12 protein-coding genes are annotated in these 13,913 nt (G+C 64.3%); 9 read left to right on the top strand and 3 right to left on the bottom strand.

Annotation, left to right across the window (positions count from 1 at the left end; all coding sequences use genetic code 11):
- The 3 genes from EOD07_RS05560 to EOD07_RS05550 all read left to right on the top strand — a co-directional run.
- The coding region (locus EOD07_RS05560; RefSeq protein ID WP_164772076.1) for an SMP-30/gluconolactonase/LRE family protein at positions 1-970 on the top strand (970 nt) is incomplete at its 5' end.
- On the top strand, positions 967-2,061 hold the full coding sequence (locus EOD07_RS05555) for a hypothetical protein (RefSeq protein ID WP_127234280.1): 1,095 nt from the start codon (positions 967-969) through the stop codon (positions 2,059-2,061). The genes EOD07_RS05560 and EOD07_RS05555, both read left to right, overlap by 4 nt.
- On the top strand, positions 2,058-3,551 hold the full coding sequence (locus tag EOD07_RS05550; protein WP_127234279.1) for a sugar ABC transporter ATP-binding protein: 1,494 nt from the start codon (positions 2,058-2,060) through the stop codon (positions 3,549-3,551). The genes EOD07_RS05555 and EOD07_RS05550 overlap by 4 nt, the downstream gene beginning before the upstream one ends.
- 22 nt (positions 3,552-3,573) lie before the next feature.
- Here the strand turns inward: EOD07_RS05550 and EOD07_RS05545 are convergent, their stop codons facing one another.
- The 3 genes from EOD07_RS05545 to EOD07_RS05535 all read right to left on the bottom strand — a co-directional run bounded on the left by EOD07_RS05545 (position 3,574) and on the right by EOD07_RS05535 (position 6,726).
- The gene (locus EOD07_RS05545) at positions 3,574-4,311 is read right to left on the bottom strand and encodes an SDR family oxidoreductase (protein ID WP_127234278.1); all 738 of its coding nucleotides are present in this window, start codon (positions 4,309-4,311) and stop codon (positions 3,574-3,576) included.
- A 25-nt stretch (positions 4,312-4,336) separates the two neighbouring features.
- Positions 4,337-5,704, bottom strand: coding sequence for an MmgE/PrpD family protein (locus EOD07_RS05540; RefSeq protein WP_127234277.1), 1,368 nt, complete (start codon positions 5,702-5,704; stop codon positions 4,337-4,339).
- A gap of 128 nt (positions 5,705-5,832) precedes the next feature.
- Positions 5,833-6,726 carry an NAD(P)-dependent oxidoreductase gene (locus EOD07_RS05535; protein ID WP_041001835.1) on the bottom strand — a complete coding sequence of 298 codons (894 nt, stop codon included), beginning with the start codon at positions 6,724-6,726 and terminating at the stop codon, positions 5,833-5,835.
- A gap of 217 nt (positions 6,727-6,943) precedes the next feature.
- On the opposite strand from EOD07_RS05535, the gene EOD07_RS05530 reads away from it, so the two are divergent.
- The 6 genes from EOD07_RS05530 to EOD07_RS05505 form a co-directional block, all read left to right on the top strand.
- The gene (locus tag EOD07_RS05530; protein ID WP_127234276.1) at positions 6,944-7,900 is read left to right on the top strand and encodes a LysR substrate-binding domain-containing protein; all 957 of its coding nucleotides are present in this window, start codon (positions 6,944-6,946) and stop codon (positions 7,898-7,900) included.
- 310 nt (positions 7,901-8,210) lie between these two features.
- The gene (locus EOD07_RS05525) at positions 8,211-9,371 is read left to right on the top strand and encodes an ABC transporter substrate-binding protein (protein WP_164772077.1); all 1,161 of its coding nucleotides are present in this window, start codon (positions 8,211-8,213) and stop codon (positions 9,369-9,371) included.
- A gap of 98 nt (positions 9,372-9,469) precedes the next feature.
- Positions 9,470-11,644, top strand: coding sequence for a YbhB/YbcL family Raf kinase inhibitor-like protein (locus tag EOD07_RS05520; protein ID WP_127234274.1), 2,175 nt, complete (start codon positions 9,470-9,472; stop codon positions 11,642-11,644).
- Positions 11,645-11,679: 35 nt separating this feature from the next.
- A complete protein-coding gene (locus tag EOD07_RS05515) occupies positions 11,680-12,084 on the top strand; it encodes a hypothetical protein (RefSeq protein WP_073988889.1) in 405 nt (134 codons plus the stop codon).
- A 21-nt stretch (positions 12,085-12,105) separates the two neighbouring features.
- A complete protein-coding gene (locus tag EOD07_RS05510) occupies positions 12,106-13,062 on the top strand; it encodes an alpha/beta hydrolase (RefSeq protein WP_127234273.1) in 957 nt (318 codons plus the stop codon).
- 29 nt (positions 13,063-13,091) lie between these two features.
- The coding region (locus EOD07_RS05505) for an ABC transporter permease (RefSeq protein ID WP_164772075.1) at positions 13,092-13,913 on the top strand (822 nt) is incomplete at its 3' end.

Raw genomic sequence — 13,913 nt, 5'->3', positions numbered from 1 at the left:
CGAAGGGCCGGAGGATGTCATCCTCGATCGCGACGACAATCTCTATTGCGGCACGCGCCATGGCGACATCGTGCGTTTCTTCGGCCCCGATCATAAGCGCTCGGAAGTGTTTGCGCATATCGGCGGCCATCCGCTCGGCATGGCCTTCGACAAGGTAGGCAATCTGCTCGTCTGCATCGGCGGCATGGGGCTTTTCCAGGTGGCGCCCGACAAGACCGTCACCAAGCTGACCGACGAGACGAACCGCAGCTGGTTCTCCGTGGTGGACGATTCGCGCCTTCGCCTCGCCGACGACGTCGACGTCGCGCCGGACGGCCGCATCTATTTCAGCGAGGCGACCATCCGCTACGAGCAGGAGGACTGGGCGACCGATGCGCTGGAGAGTCGCGCCAGCGGCCGCATCATCTGCTACGATCCGCGCACCGGCAAAACGCACACGGAAATCCCGAAGCTGGTGTTCGCCAATGGCGTCGCCATGTGCCCCGACGGCCAATCCTTCATGTTCGCCGAGAGCTGGACCTGCTCGATCAGCCGCTATTATTTCGACGGCCCGAAGAAAGGCAGAACCGAGAAGGTGATCTCCAACCTTCCGGGTTATCCGGACAACATCAACCGCTCTTCCGACGGCAATTACTGGCTGGCGCTGCTCGGCATGCGCGGGCCCGCGCTCGATCTGGCGCTGCGCATGCCCGGCTTTCGCAAGCGCATGGCCCGTCGCGTCGCGCCGGACCAGTGGCTCTATCCCAACATCAACACCGGCTGCGTGGTGAAGTTCAACGAGAAGGGCGAGATCCTCGACAATCTCTGGGACCTGGGTGGCCTCAACCATCCCATGATCACCTCGATGCGCGAGCATCGCGGATGGCTTTATCTCGGCGGCGTCTCCAACAACCGCATCGGGCGCTACCGCTTGCCCGATGCCGACCCGAACTGGTGCGCGCAGGACGCCTATTGGGGCGCCCGCTCATGATCGCCGCCATCTATAAAGCTTGGGCCAATTTTCGCGGCTTCGATCTCACCGGCAGCACCGTGCCGCCGATGGACGGGCCCTTGCGGCCGAACGCGAAGCTGGACGCGATGCCGGTGCTGATGCAGCTCGACGGCGTCGACAACCTCACGGCCGCGCATGACGGCATGCTCTGCTCTTCCGGCAACGATCTGCTGACGCTGTCGACCGCCGGCGACGCCTCGCAATTCGAGCTGAGCGCGCGTCGTTCGATGGACGGACCGGTGACCGCTATCGCCGCCTTGGGCGAAAGCCTGGCGATCGCGGTCGAGGGGCGCGGAATTCTCCTGGAAAGCCCAGGCGCCGCTTCGCGGCCGCTGACCATCGAAGGCCTCAACCCGTCCTGCGTGACCGCCATGGTCTTCGCTGATCCGACGACATTGTTCGTTGCCGTCGGATCGGACCGCCACGCCGCGAGCGAGTGGAAGCGCGACCTGATGACGAAGTCGGCGAGCGGCTCGGTGTGGCGGATCGACACCGGCAGCGGCCGCGCCGAACGTCTCGTGGGCGGGTTGGAATTCGCGGCGGGCCTCGCGCTGTCCGGCAAGGACATCTTCGTCACCGAAGCGTGGCGGCATCGCGTCCTTGCGCTGGCAGGCGCCTCACAACCCCGGGTCACGCTCGCGGCTCTGCCTGCCTATCCCGGCCGCATGACGCCGTCGGCCTCGGGCGGCTTCTGGCTGGCGATGTTCGCGCCGCGCAATCCGCTGGTCGAGTTCGTGCTCAAGGAGGACGAATACCGGCGCCGCATGGTCGACACGATCGAGCCGGCCTACTGGATCGCGCCGGCGCTGGTGACCGGAAAGAGTTTTCTCGAACCGATCCAGGGTGGCGCCCGCAAGAAACTCAATATGCTCAAGCCGTGGTCGCCCACATGGTCGACCGGCCTGGTGGTGCGATGCGACGATCGCATGGCCATGCTGCGCAGCTACCAGAGCCGCGCCGACGGCGATGTCCATGGCGTGACGTCGCTCTGCGAGGCGGGCGGCAGGCTGATCGCCGGCGCCAGGGGCTCGGGCAAGATCGTGGCAATCGACGACGAGACGGCGGCATGAATTCACTGGTTCAGTTGCGCGAGGTGTCCAAGGATTTTCGTGGCGTGCTCGCGATTTCGGACGTCAATCTCGACGTCCGACCGGGCGAGATCCATGCCATTCTTGGCGAAAACGGCGCCGGCAAGTCGACGCTGATGAAAGTGCTGGCCGGCGTCTATCAGCCTTCCTCTGGCGAGATGGTCCTAGACGGCAAGCCGACAGTTTTCAACTCGCCTTCCGATGCGCTCGCGCATGGCGTCGCCATGGTCTTCCAGGAGACCAATCTGGTTCCGGCGATGTCGGTGGCGCAGAACATCTATCTCGGCGACGAAAAGCTCTTCAACCGCCTGCGCGGCCTCAACATCCAGGCGCAGCGCTACCTGTTGTCGTTGAATTTCTACGTCGATCCCACCTCGCAGGTTTCGACCCTCGGCGCCGGCAAGAAGCAGATGGTCGAGATCGCGCGCGCCGTGCACCACCATGCCCGGCTCATCATCTTCGACGAGCCGACCGCGACGCTGACCCCGGAAGAAAAATTCCACTTCTTCAACCTGGCGCGCCGGCTGAAGGAGCAGGGCATCGCCATCATCTTTATCAGCCACGCGCTGGAGGAAGCGCTTTATCTGTCGGATCGCATCACCGTGATGCGCGACGCCAAGGTCGTCGTCACCGACGACACGCGCAATTTCGACCGCGACCGCATCGTGCAGGCGATGGTCGGGCGAAGCCTGTCCGGCGAGCTTTACGCCGGCGACAAGCGCAAGGCGCGGCCGATGGGCAAGAAGATCCTGAGCGTCGAGAATCTCTCGATGGGCAACACGGTCCGCAACACCTCGTTCTCTGTGTTCGCGGGTCAGGTGACAGGCATGTTCGGCCTGGTCGGGGCAGGGCGAACGGAGACGATGAAAATCGTCGCCGGCGTCTTGAAACGCGATTATTTCCACGGCGGCACCGTGCGCTTCGAGGACCGGCCGGTCCGCTATCGTACGCCGCGCCCTGCGGTGCGCGACGGCATCGTCTACGTCACCGAGGACCGCAAGATCGAAGGCTTCTTCGAGACGATGACCATTGCCAGCAACGTCCAGCTCGGGGCGCTGGCGACCGGCGCCAACCCGCTGACCGTGGTCACGCCGCGCAACGCGCGCGAGCTTGCCACGGCCTGGACCAAGCGGCTGGGCGTCAAGGCGATCGATGCCGATGCGCGCGTCATCGAGCTGTCGGGCGGCAACCAGCAGAAGGTGGTTTTGTCCAAGGCGCTGATCCAGAAGCCGAAGCTGGTCGTCCTCGACGAGCCGACGCGCGGCGTGGATGTCGGCACCATCGTCGAGATACACAACTTCATCAACGAGCTTGCCGACAGCGGCATGGCGGTGGTGGTGATCTCGTCCTATTTGCCCGAGATTCTCGCTCTGTCGGACCGCATCCTGGTTGCGCGCCAAGGACGCGTCGTCGAGGAGATGGACATCGCCGAGGCCACCGAAAGCCGCATCATGTACGCGGCCGTGCACTGAGCCGGCCGGCGTCGGTCGCGACCTACCATCTGTTCGTCGGCAGCACGAACATCTGCGCGATCTGGACATGCGGCGGCTGGCTCAGCGCGAACATCACGCAGCGCGCAACGTCCTCGGGCTCGAGCGCCATGCCGAAGCGTTCGAAATACTGCCGTGCCGCTTCCTCGTCGCCGCGGTGGCGGGTCGCGACGATGTTGGTGCGCGTCAGGCCGGGCATGATCTCGATGACGCGCAGCGGGGTCTCCGCGAGCTCGCCGCGGATGATGTCGCTCAGCATGTGCACGCCAGCCTTGCTGGCCGAGTAGGGCGCCTGCTCGGGCACGATCCGCAGCGCGCTGATCGAGCTCATGTTGACGATGTCGCCGCGGCCGCGCGCGATCATGCCCGGCAGGATCGCGCGCGTCACGCGCATCAGGCCGATCAGATTGGTCTCGATGATCGCCGACCAGTCGTCCGCCGATCCCTGGTCGAAGCGGATGCGGCCGCCGATGTCGTGGCCGGCATTGTTGACCAGTATGTCGATGTCGCGGAATTCCGCCGGCACGTTTTCCAGGCAGGCGTCGACGGCTGAAGCGTCGGTCAGGTCCAGCGGAAGCGCAAAGACCTCGCCGCCCAGCTGGCTCGCCAACGCCTGGAGCGCCTCGGCCTGCCGGTCGGCAAGCACGATGCGAACGTCCTCGGCCCGGAGGCTTGTCGCAATGGCGCGGCCGATGCCGCTCGCGGCGCCGGTAACGAAGGCTGTCTTGCGCCGAACCGTCATTCAGACCCCCCACGGACCTTGGCGTTCAAGCCGCTTTTCGCTGCTTCGCCTTTTCCTTGGTCGCGCAGAGCGGCATCAGCCGGCCGGCATCCTTCTTGGAGTCCAGCCTGTCGACGAAGTCCTCGATCGACTTGGCCGCCTCGCCGCCCACGATCGGCACGGCTGCCGACCTGAAGCGCTCGCGGATTTCGGCTTCGGTGGCCGGTATGACGTCCTGAAGGCCCATCGACAGCTGCCGCCCGTCGCCGAGGACGACATCGATGCTGGCGCCCTGCCTGGCCGGAAACTGCGCGGTCAGTTCCTCGCTCGCCGAGAGGTCGCAGGCATCGATCAGCCGCAGCGTCTCCTTGTCCCGCAGGTCCCTGTAATTGTCTTCCGACAGGCGGCCGCTGGCGAACACTGCCGCAACGCCGTAGGGAATGCTCATCTTGGCTTGCAGCGAACGCTCGAAAGGCCCGGTGTTGTCGCAACCCGGATAGGCCGCCGCGGCGGCGGGGACGCGGATGCTGATCCGTTCGACCGGTGCCGCGCCGGGGCCGATCATCTCGACGAGCTTCAGCGCCGTCTGGCAGGCCGTCTGGGCGAAATTACAGGCCGGTGCCGCCTTGTGATAGACGGCCAGGATATCGGCCTCGCCGTCCGGAAAAAGCTGCACGGATCCCGGCATCGGACGGCGCGCGAAGGCGGCGAAGTAGCCGGATTTTCCCTCCAGCACGTCCGGGCTTCCATAGGCGCCGGCGGCCGCAAGCTGGACGGCCATCCATGCGTTGCGCGCGGCGAAGCCGGGATGGAAGAACATGTCCGATCCGCCGCTCTGCGGCCACTGGTTCAGGCCGGAGGACGTGTTGGCGGCAAAGGCGATCGCGGCCGCGGTCTGTTGCTTGTCGAGGCCGATGAGTCGCGCGGCGCCGCATCCCGCGCCGATCGGGGCCACCAGGCCCGTCGGCCTGAACAGCGTCGAAAGTTCCCGGTCGATCAGCATCCGGCCGAGTCGCCCGCCGACCTCGTAGGCGACGATTGCCGACCGCAGCAGATCAGCCCCCGAGACCGCCTTCGTCTCGGCCAGCGCCAGCAGAAGCGGCCAGACGACGACGCCGTGATGGCATACCGATCCGGCATGCATGTCCTCGCGGACCAGTCCATGCCCCTTGACCGCGTTGACGAAGGCGGCGTCCGCCGGTGTGGCCTGCCGGGTTTCGCCGACAATGTGGCCGCCGCGCGCCGGCGTCACCGCGGCCAGCGCCTGCTGGCTCGGATCAAGCGCGGAAGCCTCGAAGGCGCAGCCGAGGAAATCGAGCAGGCAAAGCTTTGCCTTGGCGGTGGCGGCCGGACTGAACACTTCCAACGGCAGGTCGGCCAGCGTGTCGGCCAATTGCTTCGTGAAGCTTGCCATCCGGGTCCTCCGCGGTTCCTGCTCTTTTAAAGCAATTCCAGGAAAAGTGTGGAGCGGCTTTCCGTCCGGAATTGCGTAAAAACAAAGACTTGGAGCGGTTAGGCGATTCCGTGAAGCGCTGAACCGCTCTAGGCGCGGATTTCTATTCCCGCCCATTCTTCGACGATGCGCACCATCGAGGTGAAGTCCGAGTCCGGCCCGAAACGGGCATTCGTGGCGGCGAGCATCTGTCTTACCAGCGAGCCCGCGACCATCGGCACGCCGAGATTCTCCGCCTCGTCGACGCACATGCGGACGTCCTTGTAGGAAAGGGCGGTGGCGAAGCCGAAATCGAAGGTTCCCGGCAGCACCGCGCGGGGGAACTTGTCCTGGGTGGCGCTGTTGCGGCCGCTCGATGCATTGATGATGTCGCACATGACGCGCGGGTCCAGGCCGGACTTCACGCCCATGGCAAGCGCCTCGGCGGAGAGCAGGATGACAGCCGCCGCGATCATGTTGTTGCCGAGCTTGGCGACCTGGGCGGTGCCGGCGTTTTCGCCACAGTAGAACCGCTTGCCGAAATTGGCCAGCACCGGCTCGATCTCGTCGAACACCGACTTCTTGCACGAAACCATCACCGCGAGCGAGCCGTTGCGGGCTCCGGCGATGCCGCCCGAAACCGGCGCGTCGACCCAGGCGATGCCGCGGCCGGCCAGCTCCGCCGCGATGGTCTTGGCCATGCTAGGCCCGGTCGTCGACAGGTCGATCACCACCTTGGCCTTTGCACCGGACGTCAGGCCGTCGGCGCCAAGCACCACTTCCTTGACGATGGGCGGCGTCGGCAGGCTGCAGAACACAACCTCGGCCTCGTCCGCGACGGCGGCGGCCGTGGCGGCCACACTTATCGAATTGCCCGGCAGGTCCGCGGCGGCATCCGGCCTGCGGTCATGGACAATGACGTGGTGGCCCGCTTCCGCAAGCCGTCTTACCATGGGCGCGCCCATACGGCCGAGCCCAACGAACCCAAGCGTTCGAGTCTGCAAAGTTTTTACTCCGGGAAGGCCGTGCTCGTTCAGACGGCCATGGGCTAGCAAATAAGCCAATTCCGGAGCGCAGCATAAGCTTCGCTCGCCGCATAACAGCTTTGCAGGGCGCCGGTTGGGGCTCACTTGTCAACCATCGCTCCGTGCCCCAAACTCAAGCGTTTGCCGCGTGCTTCGACAATGCGGTTCCCCGCATTCGAGCCAGAGGCCGCCACTGATGTTCGATCTGAAGCAACTGCAGCTGTTCACCGCCGTGGCCGAGTTCGGCAGTTTCTCGCGCGCGGCGGTGGCGCTCTCCATCAGCCAGCCGGTGCTCAGCCGGCAGATCAAGTCGCTCGAGGACAAGGTCGGCGTCGCGCTGCTCTACCGCAATGGCCGCGGCATCGTTCTGACGGAAGCCGGCAAGATCCTGCAAAGCTACGCCGTGGCCCTGCTCGAGCAGGCCGCGCGCGCCGAGACCGAACTGGCGGCGCTGCGCTCCAACCCGCGCGGCACGATCGTGCTCGGAATGCCGCCGTCGGTCGGCGTCGTGCTGACGGCACCCCTGGTGCAAAATTTCCGCGCCCAGTTCCCGCAGGTGAGCCTGAGGGTGATCGAAGGCTTCAGCGGCCATCTGCTCGAATGGCTGGTGATGGGCAAGATCGACGTCGCGGTCCTCTACAATGCGCCGAGGATGAACAATCTCCTGGCCGAACCCATTCTGCGCGACGAGCTGTTCCTGCTCGGCGCCAAAAACGACCCGCACAATCTCGGGCCAGGCCCGGTCGATGCCGACGTGATGTCCAGGCTGCCGATGATCCTGCCGGCGAGGCCGCATGGGCTGCGCGTGGTGCTGGATCACATCCTCGGATCCGCCGGCATCGAGCCCAACATCGAAGTCGAGGTCGACGCCATGCCTTCGACCTTGCGGCTTGTCGAAGCGGGGATAGGCTACACCATCCTGTCCTATTCGAGCTGCCACAACCTCGTCGCGGAAGGCAGGATCAACTACTGGCGCATCCGCAACCCGCCGATCGAGCGGGAGCTGCTTCTGGCGACATCCAGCCAGCGGCCGACCACCACGGTCATACGCGCGCTGACGACGCTGATCCGCGATGAGGTGCGCATCCTGCGCAAGCTGGGGGTCTGGGAGCCACGCCAGCCCGCTCCCGATCATGCCGCCGATGCCGGATAGAACGGACGAAGCCGCCGAAGGCTGAGTTTACGGCCGAGAACACCATAACCTGCCGCGTGGCCAGACGGCGGCCAGTCCGCCATGGCGCTATCGCTCCTGGCGGGAGCGCAAGATCGGTTTGCCGGGGCTCGACTGTTGCGGGTGGAGCGTGACCGGTCCCCATAGCAAGCGCGTATATCATGCATTCCAAAAATGTATTACCTCCAAAGTCCTGATTGCCCGATAGTCCCCCGTGAGTTCCAGTGAACTCAACGTGCCGACGGTCCAACGCCCGGCGCCAAGGGAGGAAAAATTGACGACATTCGCAACCATGTTGCGATCGCTTGCCGTTGTCGCAACGATCGCCAGCGTCACCCCCGCTTTTGCCGGTGGTGTGGATGAATTGCCCAAGAACATCCAGGATGAACTCTACAACAAGGACATGATCGATCCGATGCAGCCGATCGCGGAAAGTGCCTACCGCGACTGGAAGCCGAAGAAGGGTCCGCCATGGACGATCGGTTACGCCAGCTCCTATGCCGGCAACACGTGGCGCGCCGACGTCATGAAGCGGCTGCAGGAAGAGATCATTCCGAAATGGAAGAAGCTCGGCCTGGTCAAGGACGTCATCATCACGCAGTCGAACCTGAACGATTCCACGCAGATCCAGCAGATGCGGCAGCTTGTGGACCAGGGCGTCGACGCGATCATCGTCTGCTGCTCCAACCCGACCTCGCTGAACCAGACCGTCGAATACGCCCATCAGCGCGACGTCCCGGTGTTTTCCGCCGTCGGCTATCTCACCTCGCCCTATGCCGTGAACACCTCGGCGAATTTCGTCGTGGGCGGCAGCATGCTCGGCGAGTGGATGGCCAAGCAGATCAACGGCAAGGGCAATGTCCTGATCGTCGAAGGCATTCCCGGCGCGTCGGCTTCGGACTCGCAGAATGTCGGCATCCTGAAGGCGCTGGCGAAATATCCCGACATCAAGGTCGTGGGCCAGGTCGCCGGCATGTGGACGGACCAGGTCGCCCAGTCCGAAATCCAAAAGTGGCTGGCCACCAATCCAGGCGATCTCAATGGCATCATCATCCAGTCCGCATCCGAGCTCGGTGCCTTGCGCGCGCTGCAGCAGAGCGGCCGCGACATGGTTCCGTTCTCGATCGGCGGCGAAATCGGCGCTCTGTGCTACTGGCGCAACAACAAGGATTTCATCAGCCAAGCGATCCACGCCTGGCCTCCGGGCGACGATTTCGAGCTCGGCTGGAACGTCATGATGCGCACGCTTGAGGGCCAGGGCCCGAAGGTCCAGTCTATCCTGACCAAGCCGCAAACCATGACCTATGATCAGCTCGAGAAGGCTGTTCCGGCCGATTGCAGCGAAGACTCCGACGGTTGGTACAATGTCGGTGCGCAGAACTGGGCAAGCAAGGACTATCTCGACCAGTTCTTCCTGCGCCCGGCCGATCCGGAGGCCTTCAAGCCGAACTGACCGCAACAGGTCCGGCCACCCCGTCGACCTCGACGGGGTGGCCGGCCGTTTATTCCATACAAGTCTAGGCGACCTCCGCCGGCGAACTGGGCCCATGAATGTCGTACCCCACGGTTGAACTCTCTTCGGTCAGGAAGACCTTCGGGCCAACCGTGGCGCTTGGCGGCTGTAACCTGACGGCCTACGCGGGGGAGGTTCATGCGATCATCGGCGGCAACGGCTCGGGCAAGAGCACGCTGGCGAAGGTGATATCCGGCGTGCTGATCCCGGACAGCGGCCAGGTTTCGATCCTCGGAAAGTCCGCGACCTCGCCGCATGAGGCACGCCAGCTCGGCATCTCCAATGTCTTCCAGGAGGTTCTCGTCGCCGACGAGTGTTCGGTTCTGGACAATCTGTATCTCGGTGCGGACGGCCTTCTCGGCTCATCCATGAACCGGGAGGAAAAAGAGGCGAAGGCCGCCGCGCTGATGCGTGAGCTTCTCGGCTTCGACATCGACCTCTCCGGGCTGGTCGGCGAGTTGCCCCTGAGCGTCAAGCAGTGGGTGACGATTGCCAGGGCCCTGCTCACCGATCCCAAGGTGCTTATCCTAGACGAGTCGTCGGCGGCTCTCGACTTCGATTCCACCGAGAGGCTGTTCCGCAAGATGCGGCAGCTGAAGCAGCGCGGGGCGAGCATCCTGATCGTCACCCACCGCATCGCGGAACTGGTGCGCATCGCCGACCGCGCAACCGTTTTGCGCGACGGCGTCGACGTCGGCAAGCTGGCCAAGGAAGAGATCACCGAAGCCAGGATACTCGAGCTGATCGCCGGCGCCGAGCGCAGCGGCACAAGCCGCGATCAGCCCCTGCCGGAGCGGCTCGGCGACCGGCCGGTTCTGCGCGCGACGGATTTTCGCATCTGGCCGGATGCCGCCCCGATCAACTTCACCCTCTATCCCGGCGAGGTCGTCGGCATCACCGGGTTGGACGGGCAGGGGCAGGCGGATTTCGTCAGATGCATCGCCGGCATCCAGGCTCCGGTCGCCGGCCGGCTGGTCGTGGTCAATGAAGGCAAGGCCAGCGAGGTCACGGATCTGGCGTCGGCGCGGCGCAACAACATCAGCTACGTCAGCGGCGACCGCAAGAAAGAAGGCATCTTCGCCAATCTGAGCATTTTCGAGAACCTGTTGCTGCCCGTGTACCGCGAATACCGTTCCGGCGGAGTGCTCAACCTCATCAACCGCACCAAGCTGACGCCGGTGTTTGAGTGGGAATCCAGCAAGCTGGCCGTCAAGATGGGGAGCTCGCAGAACCTGATCACCTCGCTCTCCGGCGGCAACCAGCAGAAAGTGCTGATCGCGCGGTCCTTTGCCGAGAAGCCGGTGGTTCTGGTCCTGAACGATCCGGCGCGCGGCATCGACGTCGGCGCCAAGCTCGATCTCTACCGCAATCTCAAGGAATTCGCCGCTCGCGGCAACGCGGTGGTCTTCCTGTCGAGCGAGCTGGAGGAATTCCTGAACCTGTGCACGCGGGTCCATGTGTTTCGCAACGGCGCGATATCGTCGGATTTCGAGCCGCCGTTCGAGGGACACGCCATTCTCAACGCGATGTTCGGCCGGCGCGCGACGGCGCGTTTGCCTGGCGAGGCCGCCAACGAGAATGGCGAAGCCAGCCAGGCGGCTCTTCCGGAGAGCCACAACCCGAGGCTCGAGCAGGGCAGGCCGGTGCCGAGGCCTGTCAGGCTCATCGAGAAGGAGGTGAACCATATGGCGGCAACACCGTCTTTTGTGCTGAGTTGTCCCGATATCGCGCCGGGGAGCGTCATTCCCGCCCGTTTCGCCGAGGACAACCGGTTGTCGCCCGCGCTTTTCTGGTCAGGCCCGCCGGAAGGCACGCGCAGCTTTGCGCTTGCCGTCACCGATCCCGACCTGCCGGAAGCGTTCAATTTCCCGCGCTCGTTTGCGCATTGGCTGGTGGCCGACATCCCGGCCGACATCCGTGAGCTGCCCGAAGGCGCCAGCGGCAGCTCGCGCTTGCCACGGGGGGCGAGCGAGTTCAACAGCGATTTCGTGACGTTCAAGATCCCGGGGTTCGGCAGGGGCTACGGCGGCCCGTGGCCGCCGGACCGGGCGCACCGGTACTTCTTCACCCTCTATGCTCTCAAGGTGGACAAGGTCGAGTTGCCCGCCGACGCCGATCTTGGAGCATTCGCGGCCGCGGTCATGCCGGTGGCCATCGATGCAGCGTCTTTCGTGGCGGTCTACGGGCCCGCAAGGAAGTCATTGCCCGGTTAGGACCGGGTCGGGAATTCCCCAATCAGGAGGATCATATGAGTAGATATGGAAGCAGGAGCAGCTTTGATCTGGAGTGGATCGAACGATGGGCGAGGAAAGTCAACGATGACCGCATCCTGCCGGTGATCGGACGCTTCTTTACCAGCAAGTTCGTCCTCGGCTTCGACGACACCGAATATCTGGTGGACGTTCGGGGCGGCAAGATCCAGAAGATCGCCCAGGGCCTCACGCCGAACGACATGGGCGTGGAATTCTGGCTGAAGGCGCCGAGCAGCGCCTGGTCAAAATTCGCCCAGGAAATCCCGCCGCCGATGTTCAACGACATCTGGGCGATGGCGCATCCGCTGCACAAGCAGCTGATCATCGAGGGCAATTCGCTCCCCTTCTGGCAGAATCTGCGGGCGCTGACGCGTATGCTCTCGCTGATGCGACAAGTTTAACGGCAGCGCAGGAGAGTTGTCATGAATACACATGATCCCATCGTCGGGCGTTACGTTTATGTCCAGTGCGAAGGCAAGACGTACCGCACCTATTACGAGGAACACGGCGAGGGCATTCCGATGGTCTGCCTGCACACCGCCGGCACCGACGGCCGCCAGTACCGGCATCAGCTGTGCGACCCCGACATCAGCAGCAATTTCCGCGTCATCGCGTTCGACATGCCCTGGCACGGCAAATCGATCCCGCCGGCGGACTTCCACCTGATGGAGGACGAATACAAGCTCACGACCAAGTTCTACTGCGAGTTCATCGTGGCGTTCTGCCGCGCGCTCGACCTGCGCAAGCCCGTCCTCATGGGCCAGTCGATGGGTGGCAACATCTGCCTGGCGTTGGCGCTGCGCTACGAGAACGAATTCTCCGCCTTCATCGCTCTCGAAGCCTGCGACTACTCACCGGGCTGGTGGATCGATCCGCTGCATCATCCCCACATCCATGGCGGCGAAGTGGTCGCTACCTCGGTGTTCGGCCTCATGGCGCCGCAGTCGCCGGACGATTACCGCTGGGAGACCTGGTGGTACTATGCGCAGGGCGGCCCCGGCATTTTCAAGGGCGACCTGTATTTCTACAGCGTCGATTCGGATTTCCGCGATCAGTGCCAGAAGATTTCCGGCAAGGTGCCGATCTACTTCCTGACCGGCGAGTACGATTTCGCCTGCACGCCGGAGATGACCCAGCGCACGGCCGAGAAGGTCAAGAATTCGGAATGCATCATCTTCGGCGGCGGTCATTTCCCGACGTCGGAGGATCCGGTCAAGTTCAAGGAAGTCGTCACCCCCGTGCTGAAGAAAATCCTCAGCGCGGATCCTGAACGCCGCGGCCAGGGCGGCAATGCCTTGTCGGGGCGCGGCGTATCCGACAGCAGGTCCGTGGGTCGCAGCGAGCGACCGGGTGAAGGCCGGAAAGTCATCGAGTTCTAGGTCGCGCTGGCAACGGAAGACCAAAGTTGATGTCGCAGTCCAGGGGTTCCCAAAACACCTACCTGTTGGTCCCGATCCTGCTGATCGCGCTGCTCTTGAGCACCGCGGTCATCAGGGGGCCGAACCTCGTCTCCTTGTCGGGGTTCGGCAGCGCCATCATAGTGTCGGCGCCCCTGATCCTGGCGACATTCTCGCTGATGGCGCTCGCCGTGGCGGGACGCGGCACGGTCGACCTTGCGGTTGGTCCGCTGCTCGCCTTCATCAACGTCACGATCGTCAAGCTCAACGGCCTCGGCATCGTGACCGGTCCCTTCGGCGTCTTGCTGGTCGCCCTTGGAATAGGCGTCCTCTATCAACTCTTCTTTGCCCTCGTCATCATCTTCGTGCGCGTCCAGCCGATCATCGTCGCGCTCAGCGGCTTCCTGGCGCTGACCGGCATCAACCTCGTCATCCTGCCCAGGCCTGGCGGCACCGCGCCTGAATGGATGGCGTCATGGGGCATCGGCAATACGATCTTCTCGCCGATCCTGTTGATCGTGCTGTTGGCCATCGCCGCCTGGCTGCTGTTCACCATGACCTCGTTCTACGCGAACCTGCGCCTGATGGGTTACGATGAGCGCGCGGCCTATACGAGCGGCGTGCGCATCAATGTGGTGCGGGTCGGCGCCCACGTCATCGCCGGCCTCTTCGTCGGCCTGGGCGCGATCTGCTACACCGCCCTGATCGCGTCCGGAGATCCGACGCAAGGCACCACCATGACGCTGACCGCGGTGACCGCCCTGGTGCTGGGCGGGGTGAGCCTGTCCGGCGGCCGCGGCGGCGTGGCGGGCGGGCTGCTTGGGGCGCTCAAC

The organism is Mesorhizobium sp. M2C.T.Ca.TU.002.02.1.1 (assembly GCF_003997225.1).
The sequence above is the reverse complement of the archived record's forward strand: the minus strand, read 5'-3'. Positions and strand labels throughout refer to the sequence as shown.